This window comes from Actinophytocola sp. KF-1, from assembly GCF_054661535.1.
Genome location: NZ_BAAFVK010000001.1, coordinates 1,104,055 through 1,121,659, shown reverse-complemented (window position 1 = coordinate 1,121,659; position 17,605 = coordinate 1,104,055). Strand labels below are relative to the sequence as shown.

Genomic DNA, 17,605 nt, shown 5'->3' with positions numbered 1-17,605 from the left:
CTCTCACGCATACCGAGTTGTCGATTTCGTGCAGGTCGCAGGTGCACGAAACGTACAACTCAGTGTGCGCGAGAGCGCGACTCGCGGTGTTCTGGAGCGTGACTCGCGGGGTCAGGGGGTGGGCTGGCCGCGTTTGACGGACTCCAGGAGCATCTGGCTGACGTCGCGGACCTGGACGTCGGTGCCCTTGTCCTCGCTCTGCCGCTGCACGAGGCCGTCGGTGATCATGACGCGGCAGAACGGGCAGCCGGTCGCGACCTCCTTGGCGTTCGTGCTCAGGGCCTCGTCGACGCGCTCCAGGTTGATGCGCTTGCCGAGGTGCTCCTCCATCCACATCCGCGCGCCGCCCGCGCCGCAGCACAGCGACCGGTCGGCGTGGCGCGGCATCTCCGTCAGCTGCATGCCGGTCGCCGTGACCAGGTCACGCGGCGCCTCGTACACCTTGTTGTGGCGGCCGAGGTAGCACGGGTCGTGGTAGGTGACCGGCGTCCCGCCCTCCGGCGGCTTGACGGGCGTCAGCTTCTTGTCGCGGACGAGGCGGTTCAGCACCTGCGTGTGGTGCAGCACCTCCCAGTGCCCGTTCGTGCCCTCGAACGTCGGGATCATGCCCTCCAGCTGCGGGTACTCCCGGGCGAGCGTGTTCATGCAGTGCGGGCACGTGGTGATGATCTTCCGCTTCTCCGGCTCGCGGCCCTCGAACACGGTGTTGAGCATCTCCGCGGTCTGCTGCGCCATCATCTGGAACAGGAACTCGTTGCCCGCGCGCCGCGCCGGGTCACCGGTGCAGGACTCCTCGTTGCCCAGCACCACGTACTTGACACCCGCGATGTGCAGCAGTTCGGCCGTCGCCCGCACGGTCTTCTTGGCCTGGTCGTCGAACGAGCCTGCGCAGCCGATCCAGTACAGGTACTCGACGTCGGGCTCCAGCACCCCGTCGTACACCGGCACCTCGAACGGCAGGTCCTTGGCCCAGTCCATGCGCGCCGAGTTGTTCTGGCCCCACGGGTTGCCCTTGTTCTCCAGGTTGCGGAACAGGGTGCCCAGCTCGGTCGGGAACTCCGACTCGATCATGACCTGGTAGCGGCGCATGTCGACGATGTGGTCGATGTGCTCGATGTCCACCGGGCACTGGTCGACGCAGGCGCCGCAGGTCGTGCAGGACCACAGCACGTCGGGGTCGATGACGCCGCCGACCTCGGCGGTGCCGACGAGCGGCCGCACCGCCTGCGCCGGCCCCGAGTCGGGGACGCGCCCGAAGCCGGACTCCGGCACGGAGTGGTGGCCGTTGTCGCCCTCGGCGAGGGCGAGCACGTCGACGTCGCTGTGGTCGGGCATCTCCTGCCCGCCGATCAGGTACGGCGCCTTCGCGAACAGGTGGTCGCGCAGGTCCATGATCACGAGCTTCGGCGACAGCGGCTTGCCCGTGTTCCACGCGGGGCACTGGCTCTGGCAGCGCCCGCACTCGGTGCACGTGGCGAAGTCGAGCATGCCCTTCCACGTGAAGTCCTCGATCTTGCCGCGACCGAAGACGTCGTCCTCGCCCGGGTCCTCGAAGTCGATCGGCTTGCCGTTCGACTCCATCGGCAGCAGCGGGCCGAGGCCGTCCGGGAGACGCTTGGTGGAGACGTTGATCGGCGCGACGAAGATGTGCAGGTGCTTCGAGTGGAGCACGATCAGCAGGAACGACAGCGCGACGCCGATGTGGGCGAGCAGCGCGATCGACTCGATCCACTCGTTGGCGGTGTGGCCGAGCGGTTCGAGCAGCTCACCGACGCCGAGCGAGACCCAGGCGCCGGAGTCGTACGGGAAGTTGCCCAGCGCGGCCGCGGCGCCGCGGAACAGGAACAGCGTCCAGACGACGTTGAAGATCATGAACAGGATCAGCCACGCGCCGCCGGTGTGCGAGCCGTAGAAGCGGGACTTGCGCTCCTTGCGCTCCGGGTCGTTGCGCAGGCGGATGATCGCGAAGACGCCCAGCGACACGGCGACCAGCACGGCGATGAGGTCCTGGGCGAAGCCGAGCACGGACCAGCGGCCGATCAGCGGGATGTGGAAGTCGGGGTCGAACAGCGCGCCGTAGGCCTCGAGGTAGACCGACAGGAGCAGCACGAAGCCCCAGAAGGTGAACGCGTGGGCGGCGCCGGGGATGGACCACTTGAGCAGCTTGCGCTGGCCGAAGACCTCTTTGACCTGGGCCCACAGGCGGGCGCCGAGGTGGTCGAAGCGGTCGACGGGCTGACCGGACTTGATCAGCTCGTAGAGGAACTTGGCGCGCCGCGCGGCCAGCCCGAGCACCACGACGGTGATCAGCAGTCCGAGAATGAGTCGAACGACCACGAGCTATCCGCCTCCGGCGACAGTGACGACCAAGACTGGCTTGCAAGGGTGTCAGTCTTGCTTGTTACTCGCCAGTATTTCCGATCGCGTCGCGAGTCGCGCAACAGGGTTGTGACGTTTGCCGCTACTGGATCGGTGCTGGTTCCCGATCCCGGGCGAACAGGGCGGCGAGCACACCCGCGGGCAGGAACATGAGGATGCCGTAGACCGCCGCCGGCACCGCCATCTCCGCGCTGTTCAGCAGCGACGGGGACAGCGCGATCGTGATGGCGAGGGTCGAGTTGTGCACGCCGATCTCGAACGCGGACGCGATCGACTGCCGCTTCTCGATCTTGGCGGCGCGCGGCACGAGGTACCCGATCGTGAGGCTGAACACGCACAGCAGGAGTGCGACGAGGCCCACGTCCTGGAGGTAGCCGAGCACGTTGTCCCGCTCCTGCCAGACCGCGACGACGATCACCGCGACGAGTACCACGATCGAGGCAATCTTGACCGGTCCGCGCATGCGCTCCGTGAACGCGGGTGCCTTGCGCCGGATCACCATCCCGATCGCGACCGGCACGAGCACGATGGCGAAGACCTGCAGCATCTTGGCCGGCTGGAGGCCGATGGCGTCGTCGCCGTCCATGAACCCGGCGAGCGCGAGGTTCACCACGATCGGGAGCGTCACGACGGCGAGTACCGAGTTGATGGCCGTGAGCGTGATGTTGAGCGCGACGTCCCCGCGCGCGAGGTGGCTGAACAGGTTCGCCGTGGTCCCGCCGGGCGAGGCGGCGAGCAGCATCATGCCGACAGCGAGCGCCGGTTCGAGGTCGAAGAGCAGCACGAGCCCGAGGCAGACCGCGGGCAGCACCAGGATCTGACAGGCCAGTGCCACGATCGTGGCCTTCGGGTACCGCACCACCCGGGTGAAGTCGGCGACGGTGAGCGACAGGCCGAGCCCCAACATCACGATCCCGAGCGCGACCGGCAGGAAGACCGTCGTCGCCGTCGACGAGTTCATTGCCGGAGACTCACACCAATCGGACAAACTGACAATCAGCCGAAAGGCCGAACCCCGCGAGTCGCCCACTCAGAACCCGCGAGTCGCCCTCTGGGGACCCGCGAGTCTCCCGTTCGCGACCTGCGAGTTGGCGGTTCGGGCCATCGAGCCGCCCTCGCGAACCGCCGACTCGGGGGTCCGGAACGGGAGACTCGCGGGTTCCGAACGGGAGACTCGCGAGGTCCGAACGGGAGACTCGCGGGGGTTGGGGTTAGTGGCGGGTTTTGATCAGGGATTCCACGCCGTCCAGGATGCGGGCCAGGCCGAACTCGAAGCCGTGTTTCGCGTCGTAGGCCGACTGGTAGGTCTCGCCTGCTATGGCGCCCACGCGGGCCGCCACCGGGTACTTCTCCGCGTCGAAGACCTTTTCCAGCAGGGGGGCGTAGACCGACCACCACTCGTCGTCCGTCTGGCCGGTGTCCCGGGCTGACGACGCGGCCTCCACCGCCGCGCGTGCGGTGCCCTGCACGTAGACGCCGACCATGCTGACCACGGAGTCCATCTCCAGCTCGGTCAGGCCGATGCCGTCGACGGCACGCAGCTGGTGGTCGTAGTCGGCGATGCTGTTCGGGCCCAGCGGCGGCCGGGACATGGCCATGACCTGCAGCAACCACGGGTGGCGCAGGTAGAGGTCCCACGCGGACCGCGCGATGGCGGTCAGCTTCTCCCGCCAGCCGCCCTCGACCTCCGGGCGCGCGGCCGACCCGATCGCGCGGTCGAACATCACGTCGACCAGCTCGGCCTTCGACGGCACGTACGTGTAGAGGGACATGGTGCCGACGCCGAGCCGGTCGGCGACGCGGCGCATGGACACCGCCGCCAGGCCCTCCGCGTCGGCGATCTCGATGCCCGCCTGCACGATCCGCTCCACCGTGAGCCCCTGCTTCGGACCACGGGAACGGGGCGCCTGACCGAGCCCCCACAGCAGCTCCATGCTGCGCACCGGGTCGCCGCGGCCGCCGTAGTGCTTGGTCTCGTCATTTTTCTTCGCCATCGCCGTAACATCCTAGAATCTCCGTACGATGTACGGTAGCGTCCATCCGAACTCCGTACAACGTACGACAAGGGAGATGACTGGTGAGCCCGACCATCGTCGCCGAGAGCCTGCGCAAGCGGTTCGGCGACAAGACCGCGCTCGACGGGTTGGACCTGACCGTCGCCACCGGGACCGTGCACGGCGTGCTCGGCCCGAACGGCGCGGGCAAGACCACCTGCGTCCGCATCCTCACCACGCTGCTGAAACTCGACGACGGCCACGCCGAGGTGGCCGGTTTCGACGTCATGACCAGGCCGGACCAGGTGCGTGCGCACATCGGGCTGGTCGGCCAGAACGCCGCGGTCGACGAGGTGCTGTCCGCACGGCAGAACCTCGAGCTGTTCGGCCGCCTCTACCACCTGAGCGCGAAGGACGCCCGCGCCCGCGCGACCGAGCTGCTCGACCGGTTCGGCCTCGCGGACACGGGCACCAAGGCGGTGAAGCAGTTCTCCGGCGGCATGCGGCGGCGGCTCGACCTCGCCGCGAGCCTCATCCTGCGACCCCGCGTCCTGTTCCTCGACGAGCCGACCACCGGGCTGGACCCGCGTGGCCGCAACGAGGTGTGGGAGGCGGTCCGCGCGCTCGTCCGCGAGGGCACGACGGTGCTGCTCACCACGCAGTACCTGGACGAGGCCGACCAGCTCGCGAGCGCGATCTCGGTCGTCGACCACGGCCGGGTGATCGCGTCCGGCAGCCCGGCCGCGCTGAAGTCCCGGCTGGGTGGCGACCGGCTCGAGGTCGTCCTCCACGACACCGCCGCGCTGCCGGGCGCGGCCGAGGTCGTCGCACGGATCGCCGGCGCGCCGGCACAGATCGACGCCGACAACCGCCAGGTCAGCGCGCCCGTGACCGATCCGCTGGCCGCGCTCGGCGACGCGGTCCGGGCACTGCGGGAGGCGGGCCTCGCGGTCGAGGACGTCGCGTTGCGCAGGCCGACGCTGGACGAGGTGTTCCTGCACCTGACGGGTGACAAGAAGGAGGTGCACGCATGAGGTGGGCACTGGCCGACGGCTGGACGATCACCCGCCGCGACATCCTGCACTGGACCCGCGACCCCGGTCCGGTGATCGTCGGGCTGCTGTTCCCCGTGCTGATGGTCGTGATGTTCGGCTACCTGTTCGGCGGCGCGATGGCGGTGCCGGGCGGCGGCGACGGGTACCGCGAGTTCATCCTGCCGGGCATGTTCGCCATGACCATGGCGTTCGGGCTGGAAGCGACCATGATCGCGGTCAGCACGGACGCGCAGAAGGGCGTCACCGACCGGTTCCGCTCGATGCCGATCGCACCGTCCGCGGTCGTCACCGGCCGGGCGGGCGCGGACATGCTGAACTCGGCGCTCGGCCTGGCCGTGATCATGGCGGCGGGGCTGCTGGTCGGGTGGCAGGCGCACACCGGCCCGCTCGAGGTGCTCGCCGCGGTCGGGCTGCTGCTCCTGCTGCGGTTCGCGCTGCTGTGGGTGGGCATCTACCTGGGCCTGACGATCAAGGGCCCGGAGAACGTGGTCATGGTGCAGATCCTGGTGTGGCCGGTGACGTTCCTGTCGAACACGTTCGTCGCGCCGGGGACGATGCCGGGCTGGCTGGGAACCATCGCGGAGTGGAACCCGTTGTCCTCCACGGTCGCGGCGACCCGGGACCTGTTCGGCAACCCGTCGTGGGGTGCGGACTCGTGGGTCGCCGAGCACGCACTGCTGATGGCGATCCTGTGGCCCGCCGCACTGATCGCGATCTTCGCGCCCCTGTCCGTCCGCCGATTCCAGCGACTCTCCCGATAGGAGACCGATGACCGAGGCCGAGCTGCTCGCACTGCACCTGGTGGCACGTGGGCGCCTGCTGCCGACCGTGACCGAGGACGGGTACGCCGCGTGGCGGGTCGGCCCGCTCGACCCGTCCGATGTGGACCGCATGCGCCGGCTGGGGATCACGCGCGAGCAGCTCGACCCGGTCGCCGACCGGCTGGCACGCGAGGCCGGGGCGAGTGTGACGCCGCGGACGCCGTTCGCCGACCCGGTCCCGCACCACGTGCCGGAGCTGCGCGAGTGGGCCGCGGCGATCGCGGCCGAGCACGACCGGGCCGCGCGCGTGTCGCTGCGGGTCGAGATGACCGGGGACGCGCTCTCCGCCGTGCTCCAGGTGCACAGCATGACCGAGCCCGGGCTCGTCGCGGACGCGGCGGCGGTGTGGGCGGGTGAGGCGTTCGGGCACCAGGAGCGGCTCGACGCCGTGCTCGAGCTCCGGCACGCCGCGCAGGCGTGGCCACCGCTCGCCCGGCTGCTGGAGCTGGCCGTGCCGGACCAGCTGGAGCTGACCGACGAGGAGGTCGGGGACCTGGCACGCGACGGCGAGCGAGCGCTCTCCGACGTCGGCGTCGCCGTGCACTGGCCGCGTGAGCTGGCCAGGGACGTGACGGCGGCGACGGTGGTCGGCGGCACCGAGCTGCCGTCGTTCTTCGAGGGCGTCATGGACTTCTCGTGGCAGCTGACGGTCGACGGGCGAACGCTCTCCGACGCCGAGATGGACGTGCTCGCCGAGGCGCACCGGCCGGTGGTGCGGCTGCGGGACCGGTGGACGCTCGTCACCCCCGACCTCGCACGCAAGGCGCGGGAGCGGGTGCTGAAGCCCCTCACCGCGGTCGAGGCGCTCGGCGCGGCGCTGACCGGGCGGGCGCACGTCGACGGCGAGTGGGTGCCCGTCGCGTCGAGCAGGCCGCTGGAACTGTTGCGGGGCAAGCTCGCCACGACCGAGACCGTCGACCAGCCCGCCGCGCTCACCGCGACCCTGCGCGACTACCAGCTGCGCGGGCTGCGGTGGCTCGCGCGGATGACGGAGCTGGGCCTGGGCGGCTGTCTCGCCGACGACATGGGCCTCGGCAAGACCGTCACACTGATCGCGCTCCACCTCCACCGCGGCACCGGCCCGACGCTCGTGGTGTGCCCGGCGTCGCTGCTCGGCAACTGGGAGCGCGAGATCCGGCGGTTCGCGCCCGGGGTGGCCGTGCACCGCTACCACGGCGGCGGTCGTGCCATCGTGGCGACGGACGGGTTCGTGCTCACCACCTACGGCACGATGCGCGTCGACGCCGACGCGTTGTCCACCGTGGACTGGGACCTCGTGGTTGCCGACGAGGCGCAGCACGTGAAGAACCCGCGCTCGGACACCGCACGGGCGCTGCGGCGGATCCCGGCACGCGCGCGGATCGCGCTCACCGGCACGCCGGTGGAGAACAACCTCTCCGAGCTGTGGGCGGTCCTCGACTGGACCACGCCCGGTCTGCTCGGGTCGCTGGGCGAGTTCCGGGCGCGGTGGGCACAGCCGGTCGAGGCCGGCGACCCGCTCGCGGCCGAACAGCTGGCACGGCTGGTCACGCCGTTCCTGTTGCGGCGCCGCAAGTCCGACCCCGGCATCGCGCCCGAGCTGCCGCCGAAGACCGAGACCGACCGGCCCGTCACGCTGACCCGCGAACAGGCCGGGCTGTACGAGGCGGTGGTGCGCGAGACCATGGCGCTGATCCGGGAAAGCACCGGCGTGCAACGGAAAGGGCTCGTGCTCAAGCTGCTCACCGCGCTCAAGCAGGTGTGCAACCACCCGGCGCAGTACCTCGGTGAGCACGATGGCGTGCTCACCGGCCGGTCCGGGAAGCTGGAGCTGCTGGACGAGCTGGTCGACACGATCCGCGCCGAGGGCGGCGGCCTGCTGGTGTTCACGCAGTACGTCGCGATGGCGCGGTTGCTGGCGCGGCACCTCGCCGAACGGGGTGTGCCTGCGCAGCTCCTGCACGGCGGCACGCCGGTGCGGCAGCGCGACGAGCTGGTGCGGACGTTCCAGGAAAGCGATGTCCCTCCGGTGTTCCTGTTGTCGCTGAAGGCGGCGGGCACCGGGCTGAACCTCACGCGCGCCGATCACGTCGTGCACTACGACCGGTGGTGGAACCCGGCGGTGGAAGCGCAGGCGACCGACCGGGCGTACCGGATCGGGCAGGACCGGCCGGTGCAGGTGCACCGGCTCATCGCGGAAGGGACCCTGGAGGATCGCATCGCGACCATGCTGGCGGCCAAGAAGGAACTCGCCGACGCCGTGCTCGGCAAGCGGGACGGCGCGGAACTCACCGAACTGTCCGACGCCGAACTGACGGAACTCGTGGAACTGAGGGAGGCCCTGTGACGGCGATCGGATTTCCTGCTTTTCCCGCCACGAAACGGAAACCGGGGCGATTCGCGCGGACCTGGTGGGGAAACGCGTGGCTGCAGGCGATGGAGGACACGTCGCTCGATCTCGGGCAGCTCAAACGCGGCCGCAAGTTCGCCTACGCCGGGCTCGTCGGCCCCATCACCGTCAGCGCGGGCAGGCTCGCCGCGCAGGTGACGGGTGACGACGGCGGGGTGCACCACACGGTCGTGCTCGTGGACCGGCTCTCCGACGCGCAGTGGCAGCGGTTCCTCGACGAGGTCGCCGCCAAGGCCGGGCACCTCGCCGCGCTGCTCGACCGGGACATGCCGCACGACCTCGTCGAGGCCGCGGCGGATGCGGATGTCCCGTTGCTGCCCGGAATTGGCGATCTGCAACCGGAATGCGACTGCGAGGGCTGGGAGCTGCCGTGCACGCACGCGGCCGCGCTGTGCTTCCAGGCCGCGTGGCTGCTCGACGCGGACCCGTTCATGCTGCTGCTGTTGCGCGGCCTCGGTCAGGAGGACCTCACCGACGAGCTGCGCAGGAAGGCCGCCGCACGCACCCGCCCCGCCGCCGCGCCGGCCGTCGGCACGGAACCGCTCCCGGCGCTGCCACCGGTTTCCGGTCCGCCGCGAAAACTGGTCGTGCCGCCCGCGCCGGGCATTGATCCCGGCGAACTCGCGGCGATCGCGGCGCGTGCCGCGGAACGCGCCAGAAAACTCCTGACCGAATACGCACAGTGATGTTACGAACAGGTGCCCACGCATGATCAACTCGTGAACTTGCCACCCCTGGTGATCGACCGAATCCGGAACGTGCTTCACCCTAATAACCGTGAAAGCTGGGAATAATCTGAGAGCATAAAAGCCTAAAGCCCAGTTCACCTGGCGATAAGCAACCTTTTCCAACTATGTGTTACCGCCGGTCAGACCGGTGCGGGGGTGGTGTGAACCACTCGGGGAGTGTCAGGATTGCCATCGCCGGGAGGCTTCCCCGGACGACCGTGCCGCTCGGACCCCCGATTACCGAGCGAGACGGTCAGCGATGGCGCTGCCGCAGATGGCCCCCGACGCCACCGCGGCAGCAGGCAGAAAGGCTCCGCATGACCTGGGCACGACACGCCAGCCCGACCCTTGAGCAAGGCCGATTCGCCGAAGCGCGGGCGAACGAGAGAGTTCACTACGCCATTCAGAACCGCAAGGCGGCACTCACCGTCGCCTGTCACTCGTCGGACGCACAGGACTGCGCGAACCTGCTCGCGATGCTGGGCCTCGACACGCTGGACGAGAACGGGGCCATCAAGTCCCCGACGGAGTGACGGAGTACTCCACCACCCCGTCCACGGTGACGGACTGAAGTTCCCCACGCACGACCAGCACGTCAAGGTGTGCCGCGGTTTCCCCCGCCGCGAGCGTCTTGTTGAACAGGTCGAGGTCGTCGAACCGGCGGTGCCGACGGGTCCACCCCAGCTGCCGCGCTGCTTCGAACGCGGTGCCGGCCCCGTCGCGCACCGCCGCCAGCGTCTCGGCGAGCCGTTCCTCGTGATGTGCCAGCAGTTCGTCGACGCGCGCGTGCACGCTCGGCGTGACCGGGCCGTGCGCGGGCAGTAGGCGCAGGTCCGGGTAGGACCGGACGAGGCGCAGGCTGTCGAGGTAGTCGCCGAGCGGCAGCTTCGCCGGTGCGGGCTGGAACCCGATCGACGGCGTGATGTGCGGGAGCACGTGGTCGCCCGCGAACAGCACCCCGGCCTGCTCGTCGACGAAGACGACGTGTCCCTGCGTGTGCCCGGGGGTCGGCAGGGCCACGAGCGTGCGGTCGCCGAGGTCGATCTTCGTGGTGCCGTCGAGCCACTCGTCGGGTTCCTCGTAGCGGGCGGGCGCCTCGCGCTCGTCCCGCTCGACGAACTGCCGCCGCCACTCCTCCATCAGCGGCGTGGCGCCCCACCGGACCATCTCGACGGCCTGCCCGTCGAGCCGGCGGGCCATGATCCGCTCGAGCGACGGCTGCTCCCCGATCCCGAGCGCGATCTTGCTCCCGTAGATCCGCCGCAGCGACACGCCCAGGGTGTAGTGGTCGCGGTGCACGTGGGTGACGAGGAAGCGCTGGATGTCGGAGAAGTCGCGGCCGATCGTGCCGAGGGCCGCCTCGAGCTGCCGCTCCGCGACGTCGAGCGCCCACCCGGAGTCGATGAGGACGAGCCCGTCGCCGGACTCGATGGCGTAGACGTTCACCGCCCGCAGACCGTCCGTGGGCAGGGGCAGCGGGATGCGGTACACGCCGGGGGCCACCTCGAACGCCCCGGGCTCGACCCACGCGTGCCGGTCCTCGGCCATGGCCACCTCCTCGTTAGCAAACCGAACTTAGCAAATCTCGGTTCACTTCCGGGTCGGTGACGTGCCGAAGAACACGCGCGGTGGGCGGCCACCGGCCCCCGGAATCCAGCGTAGACCGGGGGACCGACAGTTCTGCGGTGGTGGGAGCTGGTTGTCCACAGGGGGCGGGGTTGTCCACAGGCGACCTGCTGACGGGCCGGGACTGTCGCCCCTCCCCGGTAGGCTGGAAATCGGGGGCCGGAGGCCAACCCGCGAAGCGGGTCCCACCGCGGACGCGGACTCGCGAGGGCAAGGCCTGAGGCGGGCCGGGCCGGAAGCTCGCCCTGGGAAGTCAACCGCGGGACGGAAGCCCAACTCGAGGCAAGCCCACGGCGAGCAGCCGACCCGGGAGGCAACCTCAGTGCTCAGGCCCAAGCTGGGCGGCAAGCCCGATGGGTGAAAGGCCAACGCCGGAGGCCTGCCCGAGGCGCAACACGGAGGGCGGCCCCGGATCGGGAGCCGCCCCGGGAGGCGAGCCCAGCGCGGGAAGCCAGTGCGAGGTCGACCACGGACCGGGGACCACACCCTGGCGCCACCGAAAATCGCCTCTGGGAAGCAGCCGCGACCACCGGCCTGACAGTTGCCACTTGGTCTGTACCACTTGACGGCGCGTGGTCTAGACCACATAGTGGGAGTGGATCTCCGTTCAAGCGCTGGACCCCCTGCATCCACGAGGAGAACGATGACCCGCACACGATGGCGCCTGTCCGCGCTGGTGGCCATGGTGGCCACGACCTTCGGCCTGGTGGCCGCTCCAGCCCAGGGTTCCGAGTCCACACCCGCCGTGTCGGAGGCGGCGGGAGGGATCACCCTCGGGTACTTCGTCCAGTGGGGCGTCTACCAGCGGAACTACCACGTCAAGAACATCGAGACGTCCGGCTCGGCCGGCAAGCTGACCCACATCAACTACGCGTTCGGCAACGTCACGAACGGCCAGTGCGCCATCGGTGACGCCTACGCGGACTACGACCGGTTCTACGACGCGGCGTCCAGTGTGGACGGTACCGCCGACACCTGGGACGCGGGCGCGCTGCGCGGCAACTTCAACCAGCTGCGCAAGCTGAAGGCCATGCACCCGGGACTGAAGGTGCTGTGGTCGCTCGGCGGCTGGTCCTGGTCAGGGGGCTTCGGCCAGGCCGCGCAGAACCCCGCCGCGTTCGCCGAGTCCTGCTACAACCTCGTCGAGGACCCGCGGTGGGCCGACGTGTTCGACGGCATCGACATCGACTGGGAGTACCCGAACGCCTGTGGCCTGCAGTGCGACACGAGCGGGTTCGAGTCGTTCGAGAACGTGATGGCCGCGATGCGCGCGAAGTTCGGCCCGGACAACCTGGTCACCGCCGCGATCACGGCCGACGGCTCCGACGGCGGCAAGATCGACGCGGCCGACTACGCGGGCGCGGCGCAGTACGTCGACTGGTACAACGTCATGACCTACGACTACTTCGGCGCGTTCGACGCGGACGGTCCCACGGCCCCGCACTCGCCGCTGACCGCCTACGACGGTATCCCCGCCGCGGGCTTCAACTCCGACGCGGCGATCCAGAAGCTGAAGGGCAAGGGCGTCCCGTCGTCGAAGCTGTTGCTGGGCATCGGGTTCTACGGCCGCGGCTGGACCGGCGTCACGCAGGCCGAGCCGGGCGGCGCGGCGACCGGGCCCGCGCCGGGCACGTACGAGCCGGGCATCGAGGACTACAAGGTGCTCAAGGACCGTTGCCCCGCAACGGGAACCGTCGCGGGCACGGCGTACGCGTTCTGCGGCGGGCAGTGGTGGAGCTACGACACCCCGGCCACGATCGGCGGCAAGATGGACTACGCCGCCCAGCAGGGCCTCGGTGGCGCGTTCTTCTGGGAACTGTCCGGCGACACGGCGAACGGCGAACTGATCACCGCGATGGCGGGCTGACACATGGGCGGAGGGCGCGTCCGGGCTCCGGACGCGTCCTTTGCCATGATCAACGGCGGCCCGCCCGACCCCGGCATCCAGTCCAGCGGCGGGCGCCCGCAGGTCAGCGGTCCGCGTGCGGATGACTTTGACCACGGGGCGAGCTTTCACGGGCGCTCGGAGTGGACGAGCAGGACCGGCACCGATCGGCGAGGCGACGGCGGCAGGGGCTGGTCAGCGATCCTGACGAGACCGGAGCAGCCGCCGGACCCGGCATCCGGCCCAGCGGCCGCCACCCACAGGTCGGCGGTCCGCGTGCGGATGGCTGTGCGCCACCGGGCGAGCTTTCACGGGCGTCCACACCGGAAGGCGAACCAGGACCGGCACCGAACGGTGAGGCGACGGCGGCTGGTCAGCGGTCCTGACGAGACCGGGAGCGGCCGCCGGCCCCGACATCCAGCCTAGCGGGCACCACCGACAGGAACGGGCGGCGACGGCCGGGTTGTCCACAGGGTCACGGCATGCCGCGCGGGTCGCGGATGTCGCGGTAGCTCTCGGCCAGTGGGTTGTGGCCGGAGCGCACGACGACGGCGACGAGCAGACCGGCGAGACCGCCGATCGTCAGCGCGAGGAGCTGGAGCACCAGCCCGGCGACGAACGCTGCGGCGGCGAGGAGACCGATCACCCATCGGACGGCCATGTCATCCCCCAAACAGACGCACCTTGACGTTTGGGTTTTCGCCGCAGCCCGCGAAAGTGTTACCGAGAGTGCTGATGTTCACGGTCGGTGAGTGAGTGGTGTCGCCCAGTGGGGATTACCAGTGGCGTTCCGCTCACGGGGTCGGTCGTCACCTGGCACCGCACGTCGAACACGTCCTCGACCAGCGATGGCGTCACGACCTCGGCGGGCGGGCCCTCGGCGACGATCGCGCCCGCCTTCATCGCGATCACGTGGTCGGCGTAGCGGCACGCCTGGTTGAGGTCGTGCAGCACCATCACGACCGTCCTGCCCTCGCGCCGGTTCAGGTCGACGACCAGGTCCAGCACGTCGATCTGGTGCGCCAGGTCGAGGAACGTCGTCGGCTCGTCCAGCAGCAGCACCGGCGTCTCCTGGGCGACCGCCATCGCGATCCACGCGCGCTGCCGCTGCCCGCCGGACAGCTCGTCCACGGGCCGGTCGGCGAGGTCGGTCATCCCGGTCGCGGTGAGCGCGGCGGTCACCGCGGCCTCGTCGGCGGCCGACCACTGCCGCCACCAGCTCTGGTGCGGCGAACGACCGCGCGTCACCAGGTCGACGACGGTCAGCCCGTCCGGCGCGACCGGCGACTGCGGCAGGATGCCGAGCACGCGGGCGACCTGCTTGGTCGGCATGGCGTGCACGGACTTCCCGTCGAGGTGCACCGTGCCCGCCCGCGGGGTCAGCAACCGCGCGAGCGCACGCAGCAGCGTCGACTTGCCGCACGCGTTCGCGCCGACGATCACGCTGATGCGGCCGGGTGGCACGAGCAGGTCGAGGTCGTCCACCACGACCCGGTTGTCGTAGGCGAGGCGGACGTGCTCGGCACGCAACTCCACGGTCATCCTCCCGAGCCTGCTCGGTTGGCCCTGGCCAGCAGCCAGAGCAGGAACGGCGCCCCCAGCGCGCCGGTCACGACCCCCACCGGGAGCTGCGTGTCCGGCACGAGTTCGCGGGCGATCAGGTCGCTGCCCAGCAGCACGACCGCGCCGGTGATCCCCGACGTGACGAGCGGCGGCACCGGCGTGCCCGCGACACGCTTGGCGATCTGGGGCGCGGCGAGCGCGACGAACGCGACCGGCCCCGCGGCGGCGGTGCCGAACGCGACGAGCCCGACGCCGACCACCAGCAGCGTCAGCCGGGCGAGCTGCACCGGGGTGCCGAGCCCGACGGCGACGTCGTCACCGAGGTGCAGCGCGGTGAGCCAGCCGCTCGTCGCGAGCGTGATCGGCACGAGCACGGCCATCGCGACCAGCAGCGGGGTGGCCTGCGCCCACGTGCTGTCGTTGAGGTTGCCGACCATCCAGCCGACGATCTGCTGCGCCTCGTACAGCTTCGCGTGCGCGAGCAGGTAGCTGGTGGCGCTCGTGCACGCCCACGAGACGCCGATGCCGACGAGCACGATCCGGTAGCCGGTGGTGCCGCGCTGCCACGCGAGCATGTAGATCAGCAGCGCCGACCCGAGCGCGCCGGCGAGCCCGAGCGTCTGGGTGCCGAGGCCGGCGCCGACGCCGAGCACGATGCCGCACACGACCGCGGTGGTCGCGCCGGCGGAGACGCCGATGACGTCGGGGCTCGCGAGCGGGTTGCGGGTGATGGTCTGGAAGATCGCGCCGGACATGCCGAACGCGAGGCCCACGAACAACCCGCACAGCGCACGCGGCATGCGCCAGTCGTAGACGACGACCCGGTCGTGGTAGTCGCCCTGGGAGAACAGCGCGGCGACGACCTTGCCGACCGACAGCGGGTAGTCCCCGATCGTCATGCCGACGCAGCACAGCAGGAACGCGACGGCGGCGAGGACCAGGGCGGTCCCGAGCACCCTCGGCCGCACGCGTGCGGAGGCGCCGCCGACGCGGATGGCGATCGCCGTCATAGCTCGGCCAGCCTGCGACGGCGCACCAGCGCGATGAAGAACGGCGCGCCGAGGAACGCGACCACGATGCCGACGTCGACCTCGCCGGGCCGCGCGATGACCCGGCCGACGATGTCCGCGGCCAGCACGAGGACCGGCGCGAACACCATGCTGTACGGCAGCAGCCAGCGGTGGTCGGGCCCGGTGACGGCGCGGGCGACGTGCGGCACCACGAGCCCCACGAACACGATCGGCCCGACGACGGCGACGGCCGCACCCGTGAGCAGCGTGATCGCGACCGCGCCCTGGACGCGGATGAGCGCGACCCGCCTGCCGAGCGCCTTCGCCACGTCGTCGCCGAGCGCCATGCTGTTGAAGGCGCTCGCCGACGCGAGCGCGAGGACCGCGCCGGCCAGCACGAACGGCAGGACGCGGAGCAGCACCGCGTTGTCCTGTCCGGCAAGGGATCCCGACGCCCAGAAGCGGTACCGGTCGAGCGCCCGCGGGTCGAGAAGCGAGATGCCGTTGGTGAGCGAGGTCAGCAGCGCGGTGATCGCGACACCGGCGAGCGCCAGCTTGACAGGGGTGGCACCGCCCCGGCCGACGCTGCCGAGCAGGTAGACGACCGCGCTCGCGACCAGCGCCCCCGCGAACGCGAACCAGATGTAGCCGTACAGGGAGGCGATCCCGGTGGTGGCGACCGCGACGACGATGCCGAACGCGGCGCCCGCGCTGATGCCGAGCAGCCCGGGGTCGCCGAGCGGGTTGCGGGTGAGCGCCTGCATGACCGCGCCCGCGAGCCCGAGCGACGCGCCGACGAGGATGCCGAGCAGCGTGCGCGGGAAGCGGGTGCCCCAGATGATCGCGCTCTCCGAACCGTTCCCGAAGAGCGTCGCGACGACCTCACCAGGCGGGATGGTCCTGGTGCCGATCGCGAGCGACAGCACGCACAGCACCAGCAGGACCGCGATCGACGCGGCCAGGAACGTCGTGCGGCGACGGGCAGACCCACGCGCGGGCGCCCCGACGGGCGCGGCGTGGGTCTGGATCATGTGGCCTAGCCTACTCGGCAGAAGTTAGGGTAGGTATACCTCAGCTCTCCATGTTAGGTTCCCCTTACCTAACCCCGCCTGCGTGCACTGGGAGCGAAGAGAACTCATGAGGTCAGCCAAGATTGCCCTGTTGTTCGTGGTTCTGGCCCTCGCAGGCTGCGGGGTGGGCGATCCGCCCGCGGCACAGGAGCCGACCGGGGAGAACGCTCCCTCGGGCCAGGCCACGTTCCCGGTCGAGGTCGAGCACAAGTACGGCACGACCGTCATCGAGAAGAAGCCGCGGAAGATCGTCACGCTCGGCCTGTCCGACCAGGACGCCGTGCTCGCGCTCGGCGGCAAGCCCGTCGGCGCGATCGACTGGTTCAAGGAGCGCCCGTACGGGCTCTGGCCGTGGACGAAGGACCTGTGGGGCGACACCCCGCCGGAGATCGTCGGCGAACGCGACGACTACAACCTCGAGAAGATCCTGAACCTCAAGCCGGACCTGATCATCGCGCTGTACTCCGGCATGTCGAAGCAGCAGTACGACGAGCTGTCCAAGATCGCGAAGACGGTCGGCCAGCCGAAGGGCTTCGACGACTACGGCGCCCCGTGGCAGGACATGACCCGCATGGCGGGCAAGGCGATGGGCCTCGAGGCCGAGGCGGACGCGAAGATCAAGGAGATCGACGACCGGTTCGCGCGGCTCCGCGAGGAACACCCGGAGTGGCAGGGCAAGACCGTCGCCGTCGTCGACCCGTACCAGCCGGGCAAGATGGTCGCCTTCCAGGAGACCGACCCGAAGGCCGCGTTCCTGGAGCAGCTCGGGTTCACCGTGCCCGAGGAGATCAACGAGGCCGCGCGGGAGAGCAAGGAGCAGAACGCCGTCGAGCTCTCCAGCGAGCGGTTCGACATGGTCGACACCGACCTGATCGTGGTGCTGACGTTCGACCCGGCCGCCGCGAAGAAGAGCCTCGACGCGAACCCGGTGTGGCAGGGCCTGAAGGCCGTCAAGGACGGGCGCGTGCTGTACGTGCCGTACTCGCAGCCCGCGATCGGCGCCGCGCTGTCGTTCAACACCGTGATCAGCATCCCGTACGCGATCGACGAGTTCGTCCCGCTGCTCGAGAAGTCCTGAGACGGTC

General features: G+C 70.4%; 15 protein-coding genes. 7 read left to right on the top strand and 8 right to left on the bottom strand.

Going from position 1 to position 17,605, the window contains the following annotated elements:
• Positions 1 to 111: 111 nt before the first annotated feature.
• The 3 genes from ACYQ77_RS05375 to ACYQ77_RS05365 form a co-directional block, all read right to left on the bottom strand.
• On the bottom strand, positions 112 to 2,337 hold the full coding sequence (locus ACYQ77_RS05375) for a (Fe-S)-binding protein (RefSeq protein WP_459707935.1): 2,226 nt from the start codon (positions 2,335 to 2,337) through the stop codon (positions 112 to 114).
• 124 nt (positions 2,338 to 2,461) lie between these two features.
• Entirely contained in the window at positions 2,462 to 3,340 is an 879-nt protein-coding gene (locus tag ACYQ77_RS05370) for a bile acid:sodium symporter family protein (RefSeq protein ID WP_459707934.1), read from the bottom strand.
• Positions 3,341 to 3,590: 250 nt separating this feature from the next.
• A complete protein-coding gene (locus tag ACYQ77_RS05365; protein ID WP_459707933.1) occupies positions 3,591 to 4,373 on the bottom strand; it encodes a TetR/AcrR family transcriptional regulator in 783 nt (260 codons plus the stop codon).
• Between the two features lie 83 nt (positions 4,374 to 4,456).
• Between ACYQ77_RS05365 and ACYQ77_RS05360 the strand changes: the two genes are divergently transcribed.
• From ACYQ77_RS05360 to ACYQ77_RS05340, 5 genes are all read left to right on the top strand, one after another.
• A complete protein-coding gene (locus tag ACYQ77_RS05360; protein WP_459707932.1) occupies positions 4,457 to 5,407 on the top strand; it encodes an ATP-binding cassette domain-containing protein in 951 nt (316 codons plus the stop codon).
• Positions 5,404 to 6,189, top strand: a complete 786-nt coding sequence (locus ACYQ77_RS05355) for an ABC transporter permease (RefSeq protein WP_459707931.1) — start codon at positions 5,404 to 5,406, stop codon at positions 6,187 to 6,189. The genes ACYQ77_RS05360 and ACYQ77_RS05355 overlap by 4 nt, the downstream gene beginning before the upstream one ends.
• A 7-nt stretch (positions 6,190 to 6,196) precedes the next feature.
• Positions 6,197 to 8,575, top strand: a complete 2,379-nt coding sequence (locus ACYQ77_RS05350) for a DEAD/DEAH box helicase (protein ID WP_459707929.1) — start codon at positions 6,197 to 6,199, stop codon at positions 8,573 to 8,575.
• A gap of 89 nt (positions 8,576 to 8,664) precedes the next feature.
• The gene (locus ACYQ77_RS05345; RefSeq protein ID WP_459707927.1) at positions 8,665 to 9,324 is read left to right on the top strand and encodes an SWIM zinc finger family protein; all 660 of its coding nucleotides are present in this window, start codon (positions 8,665 to 8,667) and stop codon (positions 9,322 to 9,324) included.
• 359 nt (positions 9,325 to 9,683) lie between these two features.
• Positions 9,684 to 9,899, top strand: a complete 216-nt coding sequence (locus ACYQ77_RS05340) for a hypothetical protein (RefSeq protein WP_459707926.1) — start codon at positions 9,684 to 9,686, stop codon at positions 9,897 to 9,899.
• Here ACYQ77_RS05340 and ACYQ77_RS05335 read toward each other — a convergent pair.
• On the bottom strand, positions 9,880 to 10,914 hold the full coding sequence (locus tag ACYQ77_RS05335; protein WP_459707925.1) for an MBL fold metallo-hydrolase: 1,035 nt from the start codon (positions 10,912 to 10,914) through the stop codon (positions 9,880 to 9,882). The genes ACYQ77_RS05340 and ACYQ77_RS05335 overlap by 20 nt on opposite strands.
• Before the next feature lie 721 nt (positions 10,915 to 11,635).
• Here ACYQ77_RS05335 and ACYQ77_RS05330 point away from each other — a divergent pair.
• Complete coding sequence (locus ACYQ77_RS05330) at positions 11,636 to 12,859, top strand: glycoside hydrolase family 18 protein (RefSeq protein WP_459707924.1); 1,224 nt, start codon at positions 11,636 to 11,638, stop codon at positions 12,857 to 12,859.
• A 493-nt stretch (positions 12,860 to 13,352) separates the two neighbouring features.
• Here ACYQ77_RS05330 and ACYQ77_RS05325 read toward each other — a convergent pair whose 3' ends face one another.
• The 4 genes from ACYQ77_RS05325 to ACYQ77_RS05310 are packed head-to-tail and all read right to left on the bottom strand — an operon-like array spanning position 13,353 to position 16,481.
• Positions 13,353 to 13,538, bottom strand: a complete 186-nt coding sequence (locus ACYQ77_RS05325) for a hypothetical protein (RefSeq protein WP_459707923.1) — start codon at positions 13,536 to 13,538, stop codon at positions 13,353 to 13,355.
• A 59-nt stretch (positions 13,539 to 13,597) separates the two neighbouring features.
• Entirely contained in the window at positions 13,598 to 14,419 is an 822-nt protein-coding gene (locus ACYQ77_RS05320) for an ABC transporter ATP-binding protein (RefSeq protein WP_459707922.1), read from the bottom strand.
• Positions 14,416 to 15,450 carry a FecCD family ABC transporter permease gene (locus ACYQ77_RS05315; RefSeq protein ID WP_459707921.1) on the bottom strand — a complete coding sequence of 345 codons (1,035 nt, stop codon included), beginning with the start codon at positions 15,448 to 15,450 and terminating at the stop codon, positions 14,416 to 14,418. Before ACYQ77_RS05315 ends, ACYQ77_RS05320 begins: the two co-directional genes overlap by 4 nt.
• On the bottom strand, positions 15,447 to 16,481 hold the full coding sequence (locus ACYQ77_RS05310) for a FecCD family ABC transporter permease (protein ID WP_459707919.1): 1,035 nt from the start codon (positions 16,479 to 16,481) through the stop codon (positions 15,447 to 15,449). Before ACYQ77_RS05310 ends, ACYQ77_RS05315 begins: the two co-directional genes overlap by 4 nt.
• Before the next feature lie 136 nt (positions 16,482 to 16,617).
• On the opposite strand from ACYQ77_RS05310, the gene ACYQ77_RS05305 reads away from it, so the two are divergent.
• A complete protein-coding gene (locus ACYQ77_RS05305; protein WP_459708161.1) occupies positions 16,618 to 17,598 on the top strand; it encodes an iron-siderophore ABC transporter substrate-binding protein in 981 nt (326 codons plus the stop codon).
• The last annotated feature ends 7 nt before the right edge of the window (positions 17,599 to 17,605 follow it).